This window comes from Stenotrophomonas sp. Marseille-Q5258, assembly GCF_946900935.1.
Classification (GTDB): Bacteria; Pseudomonadota; Gammaproteobacteria; order Xanthomonadales; family Xanthomonadaceae; genus Stenotrophomonas; species Stenotrophomonas nematodicola.
In genome coordinates this window covers 178303-194322 of record NZ_CAMPPN010000001.1, presented here as the reverse complement: position 1 = coordinate 194322, position 16020 = coordinate 178303, and the positions used below count along the sequence as shown (strand labels likewise).

19 protein-coding genes are annotated in these 16020 nt (G+C 69.2%); 10 read left to right on the top strand and 9 right to left on the bottom strand.

The window, feature by feature from the left end; translation table 11 throughout:
• Positions 1-39: 39 nt before the first annotated feature.
• Positions 40-315 carry a metal/formaldehyde-sensitive transcriptional repressor gene (locus OC534_RS00925; RefSeq protein ID WP_017356129.1) on the bottom strand — a complete coding sequence of 92 codons (276 nt, stop codon included), beginning with the start codon at positions 313-315 and terminating at the stop codon, positions 40-42.
• A gap of 50 nt (positions 316-365) precedes the next feature.
• Complete coding sequence (locus OC534_RS00920) at positions 366-902, bottom strand: DUF411 domain-containing protein (protein WP_262071219.1); 537 nt, start codon at positions 900-902, stop codon at positions 366-368.
• A gap of 194 nt (positions 903-1096) precedes the next feature.
• On the opposite strand from OC534_RS00920, the gene OC534_RS00915 reads away from it, so the two are divergent.
• From OC534_RS00915 to OC534_RS00905, 3 genes are all read left to right on the top strand, one after another.
• Entirely contained in the window at positions 1097-1789 is a 693-nt protein-coding gene (locus OC534_RS00915) for a heavy metal response regulator transcription factor (RefSeq protein ID WP_153164759.1), read from the top strand.
• Entirely contained in the window at positions 1786-3132 is a 1347-nt protein-coding gene (locus tag OC534_RS00910) for a heavy metal sensor histidine kinase (RefSeq protein WP_153164760.1), read from the top strand. The genes OC534_RS00915 and OC534_RS00910 overlap by 4 nt, the downstream gene beginning before the upstream one ends.
• A 68-nt stretch (positions 3133-3200) precedes the next feature.
• Positions 3201-3608, top strand: a complete 408-nt coding sequence (locus OC534_RS00905; RefSeq protein ID WP_153164761.1) for a VOC family protein — start codon at positions 3201-3203, stop codon at positions 3606-3608.
• A 16-nt stretch (positions 3609-3624) separates the two neighbouring features.
• Here the strand turns inward: OC534_RS00905 and OC534_RS00900 are convergent, their stop codons facing one another.
• The 5 genes from OC534_RS00900 to OC534_RS00880 form a co-directional block, all read right to left on the bottom strand.
• A complete protein-coding gene (locus OC534_RS00900) occupies positions 3625-3792 on the bottom strand; it encodes a hypothetical protein (RefSeq protein WP_262071218.1) in 168 nt (55 codons plus the stop codon).
• Positions 3793-4216: 424 nt separating this feature from the next.
• The gene (locus OC534_RS00895; protein ID WP_262071217.1) at positions 4217-5566 is read right to left on the bottom strand and encodes a sorbosone dehydrogenase family protein; all 1350 of its coding nucleotides are present in this window, start codon (positions 5564-5566) and stop codon (positions 4217-4219) included.
• On the bottom strand, positions 5563-5979 hold the full coding sequence (locus OC534_RS00890) for a DUF2231 domain-containing protein (RefSeq protein WP_166473441.1): 417 nt from the start codon (positions 5977-5979) through the stop codon (positions 5563-5565). The genes OC534_RS00895 and OC534_RS00890 overlap by 4 nt, the downstream gene beginning before the upstream one ends.
• A gap of 78 nt (positions 5980-6057) precedes the next feature.
• A complete protein-coding gene (locus OC534_RS00885; RefSeq protein WP_017356682.1) occupies positions 6058-6639 on the bottom strand; it encodes a hypothetical protein in 582 nt (193 codons plus the stop codon).
• A 157-nt stretch (positions 6640-6796) separates the two neighbouring features.
• A complete protein-coding gene (locus OC534_RS00880) occupies positions 6797-7687 on the bottom strand; it encodes a LysR family transcriptional regulator (RefSeq protein WP_017356681.1) in 891 nt (296 codons plus the stop codon).
• Positions 7688-7793: 106 nt separating this feature from the next.
• Between OC534_RS00880 and OC534_RS00875 the strand changes: the two genes are divergently transcribed.
• Complete coding sequence (locus tag OC534_RS00875) at positions 7794-8855, top strand: NAD(P)-dependent alcohol dehydrogenase (protein WP_017356680.1); 1062 nt, start codon at positions 7794-7796, stop codon at positions 8853-8855.
• An 89-nt stretch (positions 8856-8944) separates the two neighbouring features.
• A complete protein-coding gene (locus tag OC534_RS00870) occupies positions 8945-9277 on the top strand; it encodes an EmrE family multidrug efflux SMR transporter (protein ID WP_017356679.1) in 333 nt (110 codons plus the stop codon).
• 45 nt (positions 9278-9322) lie between these two features.
• On the opposite strand, the gene OC534_RS00865 is transcribed toward OC534_RS00870, so the two are convergent.
• Entirely contained in the window at positions 9323-10687 is a 1365-nt protein-coding gene (locus OC534_RS00865) for a glutamate--cysteine ligase (protein WP_136005054.1), read from the bottom strand.
• Between the two features lie 190 nt (positions 10688-10877).
• On the opposite strand from OC534_RS00865, the gene OC534_RS00860 reads away from it, so the two are divergent.
• From OC534_RS00860 to OC534_RS00850, 3 genes are all read left to right on the top strand, one after another.
• On the top strand, positions 10878-11576 hold the full coding sequence (locus tag OC534_RS00860) for a VIT family protein (RefSeq protein WP_262071216.1): 699 nt from the start codon (positions 10878-10880) through the stop codon (positions 11574-11576).
• Entirely contained in the window at positions 11576-12406 is an 831-nt protein-coding gene (locus tag OC534_RS00855; RefSeq protein ID WP_153164767.1) for a helix-turn-helix transcriptional regulator, read from the top strand. The genes OC534_RS00860 and OC534_RS00855 overlap by 1 nt, the downstream gene beginning before the upstream one ends.
• A 100-nt stretch (positions 12407-12506) precedes the next feature.
• Entirely contained in the window at positions 12507-13493 is a 987-nt protein-coding gene (locus tag OC534_RS00850; RefSeq protein WP_136005064.1) for an MBL fold metallo-hydrolase, read from the top strand.
• A gap of 46 nt (positions 13494-13539) precedes the next feature.
• Here OC534_RS00850 and yihA read toward each other — a convergent pair whose 3' ends face one another.
• Positions 13540-14163, bottom strand: a complete 624-nt coding sequence (gene yihA, locus OC534_RS00845; protein WP_017354770.1) for a ribosome biogenesis GTP-binding protein YihA/YsxC — start codon at positions 14161-14163, stop codon at positions 13540-13542.
• A gap of 155 nt (positions 14164-14318) precedes the next feature.
• On the opposite strand from yihA, the gene OC534_RS00840 reads away from it, so the two are divergent.
• Together OC534_RS00840 and OC534_RS00835 are read left to right on the top strand one after the other, a co-directional pair.
• On the top strand, positions 14319-15116 hold the full coding sequence (locus OC534_RS00840; RefSeq protein ID WP_017354771.1) for a c-type cytochrome: 798 nt from the start codon (positions 14319-14321) through the stop codon (positions 15114-15116).
• A 150-nt stretch (positions 15117-15266) separates the two neighbouring features.
• Positions 15267-15911 (top strand): thiol:disulfide interchange protein DsbA/DsbL, encoded by a 645-nt coding sequence (locus OC534_RS00835; RefSeq protein ID WP_136005070.1) that lies wholly within the window; start codon positions 15267-15269, stop codon positions 15909-15911.
• Positions 15912-16020 lie beyond the last annotated feature (109 nt).

Here is a 16020-nt window from a genome sequence, read left to right as displayed (position 1 = left end):
GACGGGAAACGGGTCGGGACAGGGCGCGGTCGCCCGCGCTTACTTCAGGTAGGACCGGATCAGCACGCTCATTTCGCGCACGCGTGCCTCGCGCTGCGCGTCGGACTGCGCCGGCTGACCAAACTCTTCACGCAGGTGCGCCTCCATCACTTCGGACATCAGCCCGTTGACGGCGCCGCGGATGGACGCGATCTGCTGCAGCACCGGGCTGCAGTCCGCGCCGCCCTCCAGCGCGCGCTCCAGCGCATCGCACTGGCCGCGGATGCGGCGCACGCGGGCCAGGACGCGCTTCTTCTCCTGTGGCGAATGCGGCATGGACGCGACCTCGGAACTATAGTGGGGGTGAGTATACACGAGCGATCTCCTCAGGTTTCGTCCGGGGCCCTTCCGTGCCGGCTGAACGGGGTTGTCCGGCCATCCCTGCCCAGCAGTTCCACCGTATAGCCGGGCACCGGCATGCCGGGCACCTCCATCCCGGGCGATCCGGCCGGCATGCCCGGCAGCAGCAGGCCACGCGCGAGCAGGCGTTCGCGCAGCAGGCGCTGGATATCGGTGGCGGGGATATGCCCCTCGACGATATAGGGCCCCACTTCCGCGGTGTGGCAGGCGGCCTTGTCCAGCGGCACGCCCAGGCGCTGCTTGACCGTCATCAGGTCGTCGGTATCGCGCACCTCCACGCTGAAGCCGGCGCGCCGCACATGGTCGACCCAGATGCCGCAGCACCCGCAACTGGCACTCTTGTGCACCACCATGTGCCCCGCCGGGGATACCGGCGCCGCAGCGGACTGCGCATCGGCAGCGGCGGGTGCTGCGGTGGTCGGCGCGGGCGGCTGCGCGCATGCGGCCAGGGCCAGGCTGGCGCCAGCGAAGGCAACAAGACGAAGAAGGCGGAGGTGCTGCATGCGAAGAGTCCTTGCGGTATCCGTGGGCCACGGCGGTTCCGCAATCTAGGAAGCGGCGCCCGTCGCGGCGATGACGCGCGCATTACATCCTCGTAATGCGCGGGTCATCCTGCCGTGCGGTCGCTGTCATACAGTAGCCGGCGCAGGTGTACACGACGCGGTCGTGCCCAGGAAGGATGCAGGCGGGCCAACGAATGAAACTGCTGGTGGTCGAGGACGAACCCAAGACCGGCGAGTACCTGCGCCAGGGGCTGAGCGAAGCGGGCTTCGTGGTGGACCACGCGCGCAACGGGCTGGATGGACATCATCTGGCGATGACCGGAGCGTACGATCTGATCGTGCTCGATGTGATGCTGCCGGACGTGAGCGGCTGGCACATCGTGCAGGCGCTGCGTGCTGCCGGGCGCACCACGCCGGTGCTGTTCCTGACCGCGCGCGACAGCGTCGGCGACCGGGTCAAGGGCCTGGAGCTGGGCGCGGACGACTACCTGGTCAAACCGTTCGCCTTCGTTGAACTGCTGGCGCGGCTGCGCACGCTGCTGCGCCGTGGCCACCTGCACCCGCAGCAGGACCGCCTGCAGGTTGCCGATCTGGTGCTCGACCTGCCGCGCCGTCGCGCCACCCGCGCCGGCCAGCGGCTGGTGCTCACCCACAAGGAATTCACCCTGCTGGAACTGCTGGTGCGCCGGCGCAACGAGGTACTGCCCCGCTCGCTGATCGCCTCGCAGGTATGGGACATGAATTTCGACAGCGACACCAACGTCATCGACGTGGCCATCCGCCGGTTGCGCGCCAAGATGGATGACGGTTTCGAACGCAAGCTGATCGTCACCGTGCGCGGCATGGGGTATGTGCTCGATGCCGGCGACGCCGACCCACCGGCATGAGGCCGCTATCGCTTACCGCGCGCCTGACCGTGCTGTTCGCCGCGGTCTCCACCGTGGTGCTGGCCGGCCTGGGCGCGCTGATCCTCTCCACCGTGCAGCAGCATTTCGTGCAGCAGGACGACCGTTACCTGGACAACAAGGTGCGGCTGATCGCGTCCATCGTCGCCGATGCCCCGCCCGACCAGGCCGGGGTGCGCCTGGCCGAGGCGCTGGACCACCAGGCCGGCTTCAGCGCCGAGGTGCTGCGCGGCGATGGCAGCCTGCTGTACCGCTCGGCCGGCGCCGCACTGCCGGCTCCCACCAGCGTCGCGCGGGCCTGGCACCGCGACGCGCAGGGACGCGACCACCGGCTGCGCCATGTGCGCACCACCGCCGATCCCGCACACGGCCCGCTGCAGATCACCGTGCTGCTGGACACCGCACCGCATACCCGCTTCCTGCAGGACTTCACCGGCCGCCTGGCGCTGTACGTGGCGGCCTCGGCGCTGCTGATCGGCCTGCTCGGCTGGCTTGCGGCACGGCGTGGCCTGGCGCCCCTGCGCGCGATGGCCGCGCGTGCCCGCGAGGTCACCGCCGAGCGCCTGGACCAGCGCATGCCGCTGCAGCCGGCGCCGCCGGAGATCGCCGAACTGGCTGCCCATCTCGATGCGATGCTGGCGCGTCTGCAGGCCGACTTCCAGCGCCTGAGCGAGCTGTCCTCGGACATCGCGCACGAACTGCGCACGCCGATCACCAACCTGCTCACCCAGACCGAAGTGGCGCTGGCGCGGCCACGCAGCGCGGCCGAGTACCAGGATGTGCTGCTGTCCAACGCGGAAGAACTGCAGCGCCTGAGCCGGATGATCGGCGACATGCTGTTCCTGGCGCGCACCGAGCACGGCGGCGGGCTGCCCGAGGCCGGCACGGTGGTGCTGGAGCGGGAGGTGACCGAACTGTTCGATTTCTACGACGCGCTCGCCGAGGAACGCGGCATCACGCTGGCGCTGCACGGCCAGGGCAAGGTGCGCGGCGACCGGCTGATGCTGCGCCGCGCGCTCGGCAACCTGCTGTCCAATGCACTGCGCCATACCCCGCGCGGCGCCACCATCGCGGTGACGGTGGCAGACACGGCGGGGGCCACCGAGGTGACCGTGCGCAATCCCGGCCCGCCCATTCCGGCCGATGCCCTGCCCCATCTGTTCGAACGCTTCTTCCGTGCCGAGCGTTCGCGCACCCGCGGCGACGCCGATGGCGCCGGGCTTGGGCTGGCGATCACACGCGCGATCATGCTGGCCCACGGCGGCACCCTGTGCGTGGCCTCCGGGCCGGCGGCGACCTGTTTCACGCTGCGCTTTGGCGCGTGACACAATCGATCCGGACCACCTCCGTCCAGGCCGGGCGCATCGCCCGCACTCGCCGCCAAGGACACCGCATGCGCTTTCTGGTCAACATCGACGTGGACAACCTCGAACACGGCATCGCCTTCTACACCCGCGCATTCGGCCTGCACCCGGGCCGCCGCTTCGGCGCCGATGGCGTGGAGCTGCTGGGCGGCCCCGCGCCGGTCTACCTGCTGGCCAAGCCCGCCGGCAGCGCGTCCACGCCGCAGGTGCGCGACCGCCGGGACTATCGCCGGCACTGGACGCCGCTGCACCTGGACTGGGTCGTGGATGACGTGGACGCCGCGCTCACACGCGCCGTACAGGCGGGCGCGCGCGTCGAGCAGGCACCGGCCACGCATGCATGGGGCCGGATCGCGCTGCTGGCCGATCCCTTCGGGCACGGCTTCTGCCTGCTGCAGTTCCTGGGCGACGGTTACGACGCGATCAGCACCGGCTGACGCCGCGCTGCGGTGATTACAGCCCGATGCGGTGAACGTGGAGCGCGGTGATCGCGCCGTTGCGGCTCTGCAGGCTGATCCGCAGCTGCACCTGCAGCGGCGTGCGCTCGCCACCGCGCTTGACCAGCAGGCCGTGCAGCGTGGCCTGGTAACGGCAGTCCAGTTGATGCTCGCCGCCGTGCACTGGTGGAAGCCCAACCCACGCAGACAGGCGTCGGACGCCAGACAGGCGGTACTGTCCGGCCGGGTGTGAAGCCATTCCCGGAGATCCCCGGCCAGCGCGGCTTCTGGATTCATCCACTGCCGCGACAGGTGCCGCGCCAGGGGCGAGTCGCCCAGCGCCTTGACGTCCACGCTGATGCCCGGGCCATCGGAGCAGCCCGCAGCCGCCAGCAGACCGATGGTGATCAGCACGCCGGCCAGCACGCTGCCAGGCCGTTGCCGGAGGCGGCCCATCCGTGGCGCTGCACGCGTCTGTCGCATCACGTCCCTGCCCTGCTGTTGGCCCGGCCCCGGGCGCCCTGGCGGATCATGTCGAGTGCCCGCGGGAGACGTCAACACGGCCTGCCGCACGCGCATCGGCGCGCGGCAGGCCCGGACCGCACTGCTTATGGGGTCGCGGCGGGAGCAGCGGGCACGGGCGGTGCAGCCGGTGCTGCAGCGGTCGCGTCCGGGGTGATCCGCCAGATCGTGTTGGCCAGGTCATCGGCCACGATCAGCGCGCCGCGCGGGTCCAGTGTGACGCCGACGGGACGCCCGCGAGTCAGCCCATCGTCGCCGTGGAAGCCGGTCGCAACGTCGATCGGATCGCCTGCCGGACGACCCTCGCGGAACGGCACGAACACCACCTTGTAGCCGACCGGTGGGTTGCGGTTCCAGCTGCCGTGCTCGCCCACGAACACGCCGTCGGCGAAGCGCGCGCCCATTGCCGGCGACGAGAACGCCACGCCGAGCGCGGCCACATGCGAGCCCAGCGCGTAATCGGGCACCAGCGCCGAGGCAACCTTGGCCGGGTCCTGCGGCATCACCCGCCGATCCGGGTGTTTGCCCCAGTAACTGTAGGGCCACCCGTAGAAGCCGCCATCGCGCACCGAGGTAAGGTAGTCCGGCACCAGGTTCGGGCCGATCTCGTCGCGCTCGTTGACCACCGCCCACAGCGCACCGGTACCAGGCTGGATGGCCAACGCGGTTGGATTGCGCAGGCCGGTAGCGTAGTCGCGATGCGCGCCGGTGGCGACGTCCACCTGCCAGACGCGGGCACGGTCCACCTCCACTGCCATGCCGCGCTCGGTGATGTTGCTGTTGGAGCCGATGCCCACGTACAGGTAACGGCCGTCGGCACTGGCGGCCAGCGACTTGGTCCAGTGATGGTTGATCGCCGACGGCAGTGTGGTCAGCGTGACCGGCGCGCCGCTCGCGCGGGTCTGGCCCGGCTGGTAGTCGAAGCGCACCAGCGCATCCTGGTTGGCCACGTACAGCGCATTGCCGATCAGCGCCAACCCGTAGGGCGCATTGAGCGTGTCGGCAAACACGGTCTTCAGTTCATAGATGCCGTCGCCATCGGCATCGCGCAGCAGGGTCAGGCGGTTGCCGCCCTTGACCGCCGTGTTGCCCTTGGCCTTGATGCGGCCGGCGATCACGTCCTTGGGCTTGAGATTGGGTGCGCTGCCACCGCGTCCCTCGGCCACCAGAATGTCGCCGTTGGGCAGGACCAGGGTCTGCCGCGGGATCGCCAGGTCGGTGGCGATCGCGGTGATGCGATACCCGTCCGGCACGGTTGGCACCCGGTCGCCCCAGGTCGCCGGCTTGGCGATGGTCATGTCCGGCATCAGCCCCCGGTGCGGTGCCGGCAGCTCGGGCGCGTTGCCGTACTGGTACATCTGCGGTGCCTGGCCGCAGGCGGCCAGCGTGGCGGCCAGGACCGATACGGCGATGACGCGGGCGACAGGACGGTTCATCGCACACCTCCCACGCGCAGGCTGGCAAACCCGATCCAGGCTGCCACCAGTGCCAGCACGGTCGCCACGGCCGACAGCAGCAGTGCGGTCGGCATGATGGCCCACGCGTCGCGTGCGTGATGCAGGGCGTTGATGAACCCCACGATCCACGTGGCGACCAGTACCAGCAGGTAACCCAGCCGGCGGCGGCCACGGGCCACGCCGACAACCGCACACAACAGTGCGAGGGTGGCCATCACCATCGCGCCGATCAGCAGCCAGGACGCGAAGTTGCTCCACTGGATCTCGTAGGTGCTCCAGTAGGCGTAGTCGGCCAGCAGCGCACCGAGAAACAGCGGCAGCACGCCGCCGAGCACGGCGGCGTGGAGCGGATGGATGGACCAGACAGGGGGCCGGATGGCAGACGATGCCATGACACTCTCCTCAACGACGGGGGCAGGAATGTCGCCATGCTGCCACCCGCCTGTGTGGAGCTTGTGAGCGTCGGTGCGCTACTGCAGCTTGCCATCCCTGGAGGTATCGCCGCCTTGCGTGATCACCCGCGTCGTGATCTGGTCGGCCGCCGCATCGCTGCGCGACAGCTCCAGGCGGCCTTCCTCGCCCTTGGAGAACAGGCCGGCAGAGAACTGCCCGGCGTTGGAGATGGTGACGATCATCGCCGACCCGTCCGGCCCCACTTTGATGCCCGCACGATCGCGCATCCTGTGGCCTACGCCATGCGGCGCATCCAGGGCAACGGCGGCACTGCCATCGGCCATCGTACCGATGCCGCCGCGCTCGTGACCGGTGATGTCGTAGATGGTCAGGCCCGCCGCGCGCGCATTGCGCCTGTGGTCGGCGGGGTCTTCGGCGATCTGCACGCGGGTGCGTCCCTCGCTGTCCACCACGGTGAGCTTGTGCGTGCGGATTTCCGGCACGATCGGCGCCTCCGGCTGCGCCACCGTGGTACCGATCAGCGCCAGTGATGCGCCCAGCGCGAACATGGTCGCGGCCATCATGCGTCCGCGGCGGGCGTTGCGTTCCAACGTCGCCACACGCTGGCGAAGGTCCTGGTCGGGGTTCTGGTTCTGCATCGTATCCTCCTTGTCATGGCGTGTTGCCGATCCATGCGGCGCACTGCGTCACGGCGACGCTGCACGGGGTTCGATCGCAGCGTAGTACCGCGCGCCGGGCACGGCCCAGTGACGTAAGTCGCCATGAAGAAGGTCACGCCGCCGCGCGGCGCGCGCCTCACACCGGCTCGCGCAGCATGTCCACGAACGCGCGCAACGCCGAGGACATCTGCCGCTGGCGCGGGTAATACAGCACGAAGCCGGGAAACGGCTCGCTCCAGTCTTCCAGTACGGCCACCAGCCGGCCGTCGTCCAGATACGGCCGCGCGGCGTCTTCTAGCACGTAGGCCAAGCCCAGTCCGTCCAGCACCGCCTGCAGCACCGTGTGCTGGTCACCGAGCGTGAGCCGGCCCGGCACGTCGATCTCCAGCGCCTGGCCATCGCGATCGAACTGCCACTTGTACAGATGGCCACTGGCGAAGCGGAAGCGCACGCATTCGTGGTTGGCCAGATCACGCGGATGCTGCGGCGTCGGGCGGTCCTGCAGATACGCGGGTGCGCCGACGATCAGGCCACGCAGCGGCGGCCCGAGCGGCACCGCCACCATGTCTTCGGGAACGAACTCGTGCAGCCGCACGCCGGCGTCGAAGCCGCTGGCGACGATATCGACCAGCCCGTCGTCCTGCGCCAGCTCGATGCGCACGTCCGGATGGCCACGCAGGAAGCGGGCCAGACGCGGGCCCAGCTGGGTATGCACGGCAGCGCGGGTGGCGTTGATGCGCAGCAGGCCCGCCGGTGCGGCGCGGAAGTGGTTCATCTCCTCCAGCGCGTCATGAACCTGACCGAGCGCGGGCTGCAGGCGCTCGAGCAGGCGTTGGCCGGCCTCGGTGAGGGCCACGCTGCGGGTCGTGCGATGGAACAGACCGACCCCCAGGCGCTCTTCCAGCGCGCGGATCGCATAGCTGACCGCCGAGGTGGACAGGGCCAGTTCGGCCCCCGCACGGCGGAAGCTGCGGTGCCGCGCCACGGCGGCGAACGCGGCCAGGTGGGTGAGGTTGTCAGTGACCATGATTATCCAGTCTGACTTGATGAATCATGCCGATATCCTGACTGCCTGTGCACTGCGTCGGGGCGTATTGTAAAGCGCCTTTCTACAAACCTGCCAAGGATTCCCCATGTCCCTCGCCCACGGTTATGCCGTTCACGACCAGACTGCCCCGCTGGTCCCGTTCTCGTTCGAGCGCCGCGCGGTCGGCCCGGACGATGTCCGCATCCAGATCCTGTACAGCGGCATCTGCCACTCCGACCTGCACCAGGCGCGTGACGATTGGGGTGGCTCGATTTTCCCGATGGTGCCGGGCCACGAGATCATCGGCCGGGTCACCGAGGTCGGTGCCAACGTCACCCGCTTCAAGGTCGGCGACCACGCCGGCGTGGGCTGCATGGTCGATTCGTGCCGCCACTGCGATGCCTGCGACCAGGACCTGGAGCAGTACTGCCAGAAGGGTGCCACGTTCACCTACAACAGCACCGAGCGCGACAGCGGCCAGCCGACGTTCGGCGGCTACTCCGATCACATCGTGGTCGAGCAGCGCTTCGTGGTGAAGGTGTCCGACAGGCTGGACCTGAAGGCCGCCGCGCCGCTGCTGTGCGCCGGTATCACCACGTATTCGCCGCTGCGCCATTGGAAGGTCGGGCCCGGCCAGAAGGTCGGCGTGATCGGCCTGGGCGGGCTGGGCCACATGGGCGTGAAGTTCGCCAAGGCGATGGGCGCCACCGTGGTGATGATCACCACCACGCCGGAAAAGGGCGCCGACGCCAAGCGCCTCGGTGCCGATGAGGTGCTGGTGTCGCGCGATCCGGCGCAGATGAAGGCGCATGCCGGCAGCTTCGACTTCCTGCTCAACACCATTCCGGTGAGCCACGACACCAACCCGTACATGTCCCTGCTCAAGCGCGATGCGACCATGTGCCTGGTCGGCGTGCTGACCGAACTGGATCCGCCGCTGATGGGCGCGTCCATGATGTTCGGTCGCAAGCACATCACCGGCTCGGCGATCGGCGGCATGGCCGAGACGCAGGAAATGATGGACTTCTGCGCCGAGCACGGCATCGTCAGCGACGTGGAAGTGATCGACATCAAGACCGTCAACGAGGCGTGGGAGCGCATGGCGCGCAACGATGTGCGCTACCGCTTCGTGATCGACATGGCCACGCTTGGCGCACAGGCCGCCTGAACACGGTCTGCGCCGGACGCTCCTGCAGCGTCCGGCGCGGCACGGGCGCGCCCGTACAATGCGCGCATCGTCCAAGCGGTGCGCGCGCCATGAATGTGTATGTTCTGCTGGGCCTGGCGATTGTGTTCGAAGTGATCGCCACCAGCCTGCTCAAGGCCTCCGATGGCTTCACCCGGGTGTGGCCCTCGCTGGGCACCGTGGTCGGCTATGCCGCCGCGTTCTATCTGCTCGCACTCACGCTCAAATCCATTCCCACCGGGATCGCCTACGCGATCTGGTCCGGTGCGGGCATCGTGCTGATCTCGCTGATCGGCTGGGCGGTGTTCAAGCAGAAACTGGATGCACCGGCGCTGATCGGCATGGGTCTGATCGTGGCCGGCGTGGCGGTGATCAATCTGTTCTCGAAAGCGTCCGCCCATTGAGACAGGCGTACCGACCCACGGTCGGTACCCCTGCCCTGACGGTGGTCAGTAAGCGAACTGTTTGAAGACCGGGTCGATGCTGCCCTTCCACGCGCCGTGGAACAGCGCCAGCTTGCGGTCGGCCGGCGTCAGGCCGGTATCGACGATTTCCTGCAGTACGTCCAGGAAGTGGCTTTCGTCCTGGCCATCGGCGTTGCGTGCGGCACGGCGCTGCAGCCCGGCCACGGCGATCTTCACCGCTTCGCGCGCCAGGTCGCGCACGGTACCGCCGCGGAACGGCAGCTTCAACGCATGGCGCGGCACGCCGTCGCGCAGCGCGTGGCGCTCGGCCAGGCTGAAATCGCGCACCAGATCCCAGGCTGCATCCAGTGCGGCATCGTCGTAGAGCAGCCCGACCCAGAACGCCGGCAGCGCGCACAGGCGGTTCCACGGGCCGCCATCGGCACCCCGCATTTCCAGGTACTTCTTCAGGCGCACTTCCGGGAAAGCGGTGGTCATGTGATCGGACCAGTCGCGCAGCGTCGGCAGCTGGCCCGGCAGCACCGGCAGCTTGCCGACCATGAAATCGCGGAAGCTCTGGCCGCTGGCGTCGTGGTACGTGCCATCACGGTAGGAGAAGTACATCGGCACGTCGAGCAGGTAGTCCACATACCGCTCGTAGCCGAAACCGTCTTCGAATACGAAGTCGAGCATGCCGGTGCGGTCGGCATCGGTATCGGTCCAGATGTGCGAGCGGTAGCTCTGGTAGCCGTTCGGCTGGCCTTCGGTAAACGGCGAGTCGGCGAACAGGGCGGTGGCGATCGGCTGCAGTGCCAGCGACACGCGGAACTTCTTCACCATGTCCGCTTCGGTGGCGTAGTCCAGATTGACCTGCACCGTGCAGGTGCGGGTCATCATGTCCAGGCCGAGCGAGCCGACCTTGGGCATGTAGTCGCGCATGATCCGGTAGCGTCCCTTGGGCATCCACGGCATCTCGTCACGCCGCCATTTCGGCTGGAAGCCCATGCCCAGGAAACCCAGCTGCAGCTCGCCGGCCACCTGGGCCACTTCGTTGAGGTGGGTGCCGGTTTCCACGCACGTCTGGTGGATGGTCTCCAGCGCCGCGCCGGACAACTCCAGCTGGCCGGCCGGTTCCAGCGTCACCGAGGCGTTGTCGCGCAGCAGTGCAATGGTGCGGCCGCCTTCCTGCACCGGTGCCCAGCCGAAGCGGGTCAAGCCGTTGAGCAGGGCCTCGATGCCGCGGTCGCCGTCAAAGGTCGGCGGGCGCAGGTCGTCCAGGCGGAAGCCGAACTTCTCGTGTTCGGTGCCGATGCGCCACTGCGCCTTGGGCTTCTCGCCGGAGGCCAGCGTGGCGACCAGTTCATTTCGGTCGGTAATCGGCGTCTCGGCGACGTGGCTGGGGCTCGACAAGGGGAGGCTCGCAGTATTCTGGTCAGGGCGGGGATGTGGGGACCACGCCCCGGCATCGCAAGGGCGCACTATATCGTGGCGTTCCCCACCGTCGTGTCACCGTGACGGTTTTCAGCATCCCACCGGGAAGGACTTGACGCTGCTGCGAGTCATTCCGCCATCCCCGTCCTGCCCGCCCTAGACTGTGGGCATGAACAGAGCCCGCCATCAGGAAGTTCACCGCTCCGACCGCGCCGGTTGGCTGCGCGCAGCCGTGCTGGGCGCCAACGACGGCATCGTCTCGGTGGCCGGGCTGGTGGTCGGTATCGCCGCCAGCGGCGCATCGGCCACCACCGTGCTGGCCACCGGCATCGCCGGCACCGTGGCCGGAGCGATGTCGATGGCGGCTGGCGAGTATGTGTCGGTGCAGTCCCAAGCCGATACCGAACAGGCCGACCTGCTGGTGGAGAAGCGCGAACTGCGTGACGACCCGCACAGCGAACTGCAGGAGCTGGCCGCGATCTACCGGCATCGTGGACTCACTGCCGAGCTGGCCCACGAGGTCGCGGTGCAGCTCACCGCGCACGACGCACTGGGTGCGCACGCGCGCGACGAGCTGGGCATCACCGAGGAACTGCGCGCCCGGCCGATACAGGCGGCACTGGCATCGGCCGGCGCGTTCGCCGTTGGCGCCGCGCTGCCGGTGGTGACCGCGCTGCTCGCCCCGCACGCGCTGGTGGCCCAGATCACCACCGCCGTCACCTTGGTCGGCCTGGGCCTGACCGGTGCCATCGCCGCACGCGTTGGTGGCGCACGCCCCCTGCGCGGCGCGCTGCGCGTGATGTTCTGGGGCGCGCTGGCAATGGCGGCGGCCGCAGCGATCGGCCGGTTGTTCGATACTGCCCTGTAATGGACACCCGCACGCCCCCCGCTTCCCTGCTGGCCGAGATGGCAAGCCTGGCCGACTGCCAACGCGCCGGCGGCTATGCCTGCATCACCGCGCGCCGCGAACATGGGGCCTCGTCGGTGGACATTCCGCAGCCGCAGTTCGCGATTCTGCTGCAGGGGCGCAAACAGGTATCCACCGCGCAGCAGTCGCTGGTGCTGGCACCGGGCGATCTGTTCCTGATCACCCGGCGCTGCCGCATCGACGTGGTGAACATCCCCGATCCGGCGTCCGGCCTGTACCTCAGCGCGATCGTGCCGCTGTGCGGTGAAGCGCTGTCGGCCGCGCGGGTGCTGTGGAACGAGCCGCTGCCGGAGGCCGGCGACGCGCTGGCGCGCCTGCCGCTCGACGCGCATGCCGACCACCTGCGGCAGTGGCGCCACGCGCTGGAACAGGGGCGGTACACCGAGGCGCGGCTGGCCCTGGCATCGCTGGTGGTGGCCTTCTGCCGCCGCGGACATGGCAGCCTGCTGGTGCCACCCGAGCCGAGCCTGGGCGAGCGCATCCGCGACCTGATTGCCGCACAGCCCGAACGCGACTGGCAATCACGCGATTTCGAGCAGCAGCTTGGACTGAGCGGCGCCACACTGCGCCGGCGTCTGGCCAGCGAACGCGCCAGCGTGCGCGAGCTGATCACCGACGCACGCCTGGCCCACGCGATGAACCTGCTCTACACCACGCGCCTGCCATTGAAGACCGTGGCCGCACGCGTGGGCTACCGCTCGCTGGGCAGCTTCAGCAGGCGCTTCGCCGCGCGTTACGGCCTGGAGCCGGCCGCGATCGGCAACAGCTGAGCGATCGCGAGCGGATCGCGCCGCATTCTGAGCGGAACGCGGAGCGGCCGGCGCGCAGCATGGACGTCCCGCGGCGCTGCCGCTCTGTCTGGACACCTGCATGCCCTTCCTCCGCGTTCGCCCGCTCGTCGCCGCACTGGTGCTGGCCGCCGTTGCCGGTCCCGCCTTCGCCACCACGTCCCACCTGCCGCGCACCCAGGTGCCGGGCGTCTATCACCAGCAGATCGGGACGCTGCAGGTCACCGCGCTGTTCGACGGCACTGTCGCACTGGGCCGCGAAGAACTGGTGGGCATCGCCCCCGGCGCGGTCACCCGCCTGCTCGACCATCGGTATGTGCCCGAGGATGGCAAGGGCCTGCAGACGGCGGTCAACGCCTACCTGGTCCAGCGCGGCAACCACCTCACCCTGGTCGACACCGGCACCGCGCAGTGCTTCGGCCCCGGGCTGGGCCAGGTGCTGGGCAACCTGCGCGCCGCCGGCTACGACCCGGCCGAGGTGGACGACGTCCTGCTCACCCACGCCCACCCGGACCATCTATGCGGCCTGCTGGATGCGCAGGGCGGCACTGCCTATCCCAACGCCACGGTCTGGCTGTCGGCCGCCGATGCCGGCTACTGGCTGGACCCGGCCAGCGAAGCCAGCGCACCGCAGGGCGTCCGCTTCGCCTTCGCACTGGCACGCAAGGCGGCAGCACCGTATGAGGCAGCGGGAAAACTGCGTCGTTTCCGGGCCGGGCAGGCGCTGCCGGCCGGGGTCAGCGCGCTGGACAGCCACGGCCATACCCCCGGACATGTGTCCTGGAAGATCGACGCCGCGCCCGGCCAGGCGTTGCTGGTCTGGGGCGACATCGTGCATTTCCATGCGGTGCAGTTCGCACAGCCAGCGGCCGCGTACGAAGCGGACAGCGACCGCGACGCCGCCATCGCCAGCCGCCGCCGCATGATGGCCGAGGCGGCCGACCAGGGCTGGTGGGTCGCCGGTGCGCACCTGCCGTTCCCGGGCCTGGGCCACGTACGCCGCGAAGGCGACGCATTCGCCTGGGTCCCGGGCGAGTTCACCCCCCTGCCCGCGCCCGGCGCGGAGTAACCCCGCGTCGGTGGCGCCGACCCGCGGTCGGGCCGGCACGCGCCGGTCAGGCGGTTTCCGGGGCCGGCTTGTTCAGGCCGAGCCAGCCGCCGATGATGCCGCGGGCCTCGTCCACGCCCTGGCGGGCGGGGCCGGAGAAGGTCTGCACGCTGACAGTGTCGCCGAACGAGGACTGCAGTTCCTTGCGCACCTTCTGCAGGGCGATGCCCTGCTGGCCCCGGCCGAGCTTGTCGGCCTTGGTCAGCAGCGCGTGCGCCGGCAGGCCGCGCTGGACCGCGTAGGCCAGCATCTGCCGGTCGTAGTCCTTCAGCGGGTGGCGGATGTCCATCACCACCACCAGGCCACGCAGGGCCTCGCGGGTGCGGAAATACTGGTCGATGAAGGCCTGCCAGTGCGCCTGGAGATCCAGCGGCACCTTGGCGTAGCCGTACCCGGGCAGATCGACCAGCTTGGCGTCCGGGGTGACCTCGAAGAACACCAGCTGCTGGGTGCGGCCGGGGGTCTTGGAGACCCGGGCCAGGCTGTTCTGGCGGGTCAAGGCGTTGAGGGCGCTGGATTTGCCGGCGTTGGAGCGCCCGGCAAAGGCGACTTCGGCCCCGACATCCTCCGGCAATTGCCGGGTGTTGTGGGCCGAAAGCAGGTAATGGGCACGTTCGAGGAGCAATGACATGGGCATAGGATCGCATGTCCGGGGCACCAACGCGCTGCCGCGGCCCGGTTTTGCTGCACTGCTGCGTTGACCGTGGCGTGAAACGGCATGGATAATCGGGCGATCCCCGCGACTGCACCCTGCAGCCGCCAGGCCGGTCCACACGGAGCTTCCGCATGCGCCACGCTCGCGTTCTTGCCGTTTCCGCTGTCGCTGTATCGCTGCTGGCCGCCGTTGCGGTCGCCCAGACCTCGTTGACCCCGTTGCCCGACAACGGGCCGATCAAGACCGCGTCGCTGGAGGTCGATTTCAGCAAGACCACCTGGGGCGATGCCAAGGCCGGGCAGACCAAGGCCGCCGCCTGCGCGGCCTGCCACTCCGCCGACGGCAATTCCACGGTGGAGATGTACCCCAGCATCGCCGGCCAGAGCGAGCGCTACGTCGCCCAGCAGATGGCCCTGATCGCCAACGGCCAGCGCACCTCCGGTGCCTCGGCGGCGATGGTGCCGTTCGTGCAGGACCTCACCCCGCAGGACATGCGCGACATCGGTGCGTATTTCGCAACGCAGAAAGCCAGTGCCGGGCTTGCCGACGACGGTCTCGTCAGCGAAGGTCCCTACGCCGGCAGAAAGTTCTACGAGATCGGCCAGCAGCTCTACCGCGGTGGCGATGCCGACCGCGGCATTCCGGCGTGCATGGCCTGCCACGGCCCCACCGGCGCCGGCAACCCGGGCCCGGCCTACCCGCACATCGGTGGCCAGCACGCGGCGTATGTCGCACGCCGGTTGCAGGAGTACCAGGCCGGGGTCACCCACGAAACCGACAAGGCGCATTTCCAGATCATGGCCACCATCGCCCGGCAGCTCACCGAACAGGAGATCCAGGCGCTGGGCAGTTATCTGCAGGGCCTGCACAACCGCGCCGACGATGTCGCGGCGGCCCCCACGCGCACCGGTGCCGCACAGGCACCCTGAGCCCTGTCGCCGGCAGGTCGCGGCCGCTCGAGGCTCCCGGGCGACCGCCGGGACCGATGGCGGATGCGCCGCGCGCACGCGGCACGGTATGTTCACCAGCACGCCGGCGATAGGGCCGGCGTCGTTTTTTCCCGATGGAGATGGATGTAGATGAGTGTGATGCCCCGCCTGATGCTGCTGCTGCTTGCCCTGAGCCCGTTGAGTGCCCTCGCCGCCCCGGCCGCGCCGCTGGAAGAAGGCCGGGACTATGAACTGATCGAGGACGCCGGTCCGTTCGCGCCGCTGGCCGGCAAGGTCGAAGTAGTGGAGATGTTCGGCTACACCTGCCCGCACTGCGCCCACTTCGAACCGCAACTGGAAGCCTGGGCCGCCAAGCTGCCCAAGGATGTGCGCTTCACCCCGGTGCCCGCCGCGTTCGGTGGCGTGTGGGATTCGTTCGCGCGCGCGTATTACGCCGCCGACCAGCTCGGCGTCGCCAAGCGCAGCCACCGCGCCATGTTCGATGCGCTGCACGAACAGCGTTCGCTGCCGATGCAGAACATCTCGGCCGATGAACTGGCTGGCTTCTACAAGGGCTACGGCGTGACCCCGGACCGTTACATCGCCGCGCTCAAGAGCGAGGCGGTGGATGCCAAGGTCAAAGGCGCGCGCGCCTTCGCCCTGCGCGCCAAGGTGACGGGCACCCCGACCCTGATCGTCAACGGCAAGTACCGCGTCAAGGGCGATTCGTTCGAATCGATGCTGCGCAATGCCGATGCCCTGATCGCCCGCGCCCGTAGCGAAAAAGCGCGCTGAGTCGACGCTCGCTGAACCGTCACGCACCGTGCACGCGGGGGCCTGGCCACCGCATGTCATCATGTTCCCCTGGCCGTCGCTGCGCGTCGGCCCATCCTGTTCATCCGCT

Bases quoted from the DNA above. Each gene is read 5' to 3' on its own strand.
- OC534_RS00855 (WP_153164767.1), top strand. From the start codon at position 11,576: ATGGACACCCGCACGCCCCCCGCTTCCCTGCTGGCCGAGATGGCAAGC.
- OC534_RS00840 (WP_017354771.1), top strand. From the start codon at position 14,319: ATGCGCCACGCTCGCGTTCTTGCCGTTTCCGCTGTCGCTGTATCGCTG.
- OC534_RS00920 (WP_262071219.1), bottom strand. From the start codon at position 902: ATGCAGCACCTCCGCCTTCTTCGTCTTGTTGCCTTCGCTGGCGCCAGC.
- OC534_RS00910 (WP_153164760.1), top strand. From the start codon at position 1,786: ATGAGGCCGCTATCGCTTACCGCGCGCCTGACCGTGCTGTTCGCCGCG.
- OC534_RS00925 (WP_017356129.1), bottom strand. From the start codon at position 315: ATGCCGCATTCGCCACAGGAGAAGAAGCGCGTCCTGGCCCGCGTGCGC.
- OC534_RS00890 (WP_166473441.1), bottom strand. From the start codon at position 5,979: ATGGCATCGTCTGCCATCCGGCCCCCTGTCTGGTCCATCCATCCGCTC.
- OC534_RS00835 (WP_136005070.1), top strand. From the start codon at position 15,267: ATGAGTGTGATGCCCCGCCTGATGCTGCTGCTGCTTGCCCTGAGCCCG.
- OC534_RS00860 (WP_262071216.1), top strand. From the start codon at position 10,878: ATGAACAGAGCCCGCCATCAGGAAGTTCACCGCTCCGACCGCGCCGGT.
- yihA (WP_017354770.1), bottom strand. From the start codon at position 14,163: ATGTCATTGCTCCTCGAACGTGCCCATTACCTGCTTTCGGCCCACAAC.
- OC534_RS00875 (WP_017356680.1), top strand. From the start codon at position 7,794: ATGTCCCTCGCCCACGGTTATGCCGTTCACGACCAGACTGCCCCGCTG.
- OC534_RS00895 (WP_262071217.1), bottom strand. From the start codon at position 5,566: ATGAACCGTCCTGTCGCCCGCGTCATCGCCGTATCGGTCCTGGCCGCC.
- OC534_RS00870 (WP_017356679.1), top strand. From the start codon at position 8,945: ATGAATGTGTATGTTCTGCTGGGCCTGGCGATTGTGTTCGAAGTGATC.
- OC534_RS00915 (WP_153164759.1), top strand. From the start codon at position 1,097: ATGAAACTGCTGGTGGTCGAGGACGAACCCAAGACCGGCGAGTACCTG.
- OC534_RS00880 (WP_017356681.1), bottom strand. From the start codon at position 7,687: ATGGTCACTGACAACCTCACCCACCTGGCCGCGTTCGCCGCCGTGGCG.
- OC534_RS00850 (WP_136005064.1), top strand. From the start codon at position 12,507: ATGCCCTTCCTCCGCGTTCGCCCGCTCGTCGCCGCACTGGTGCTGGCC.
- OC534_RS00885 (WP_017356682.1), bottom strand. From the start codon at position 6,639: ATGCAGAACCAGAACCCCGACCAGGACCTTCGCCAGCGTGTGGCGACG.
- OC534_RS00905 (WP_153164761.1), top strand. From the start codon at position 3,201: ATGCGCTTTCTGGTCAACATCGACGTGGACAACCTCGAACACGGCATC.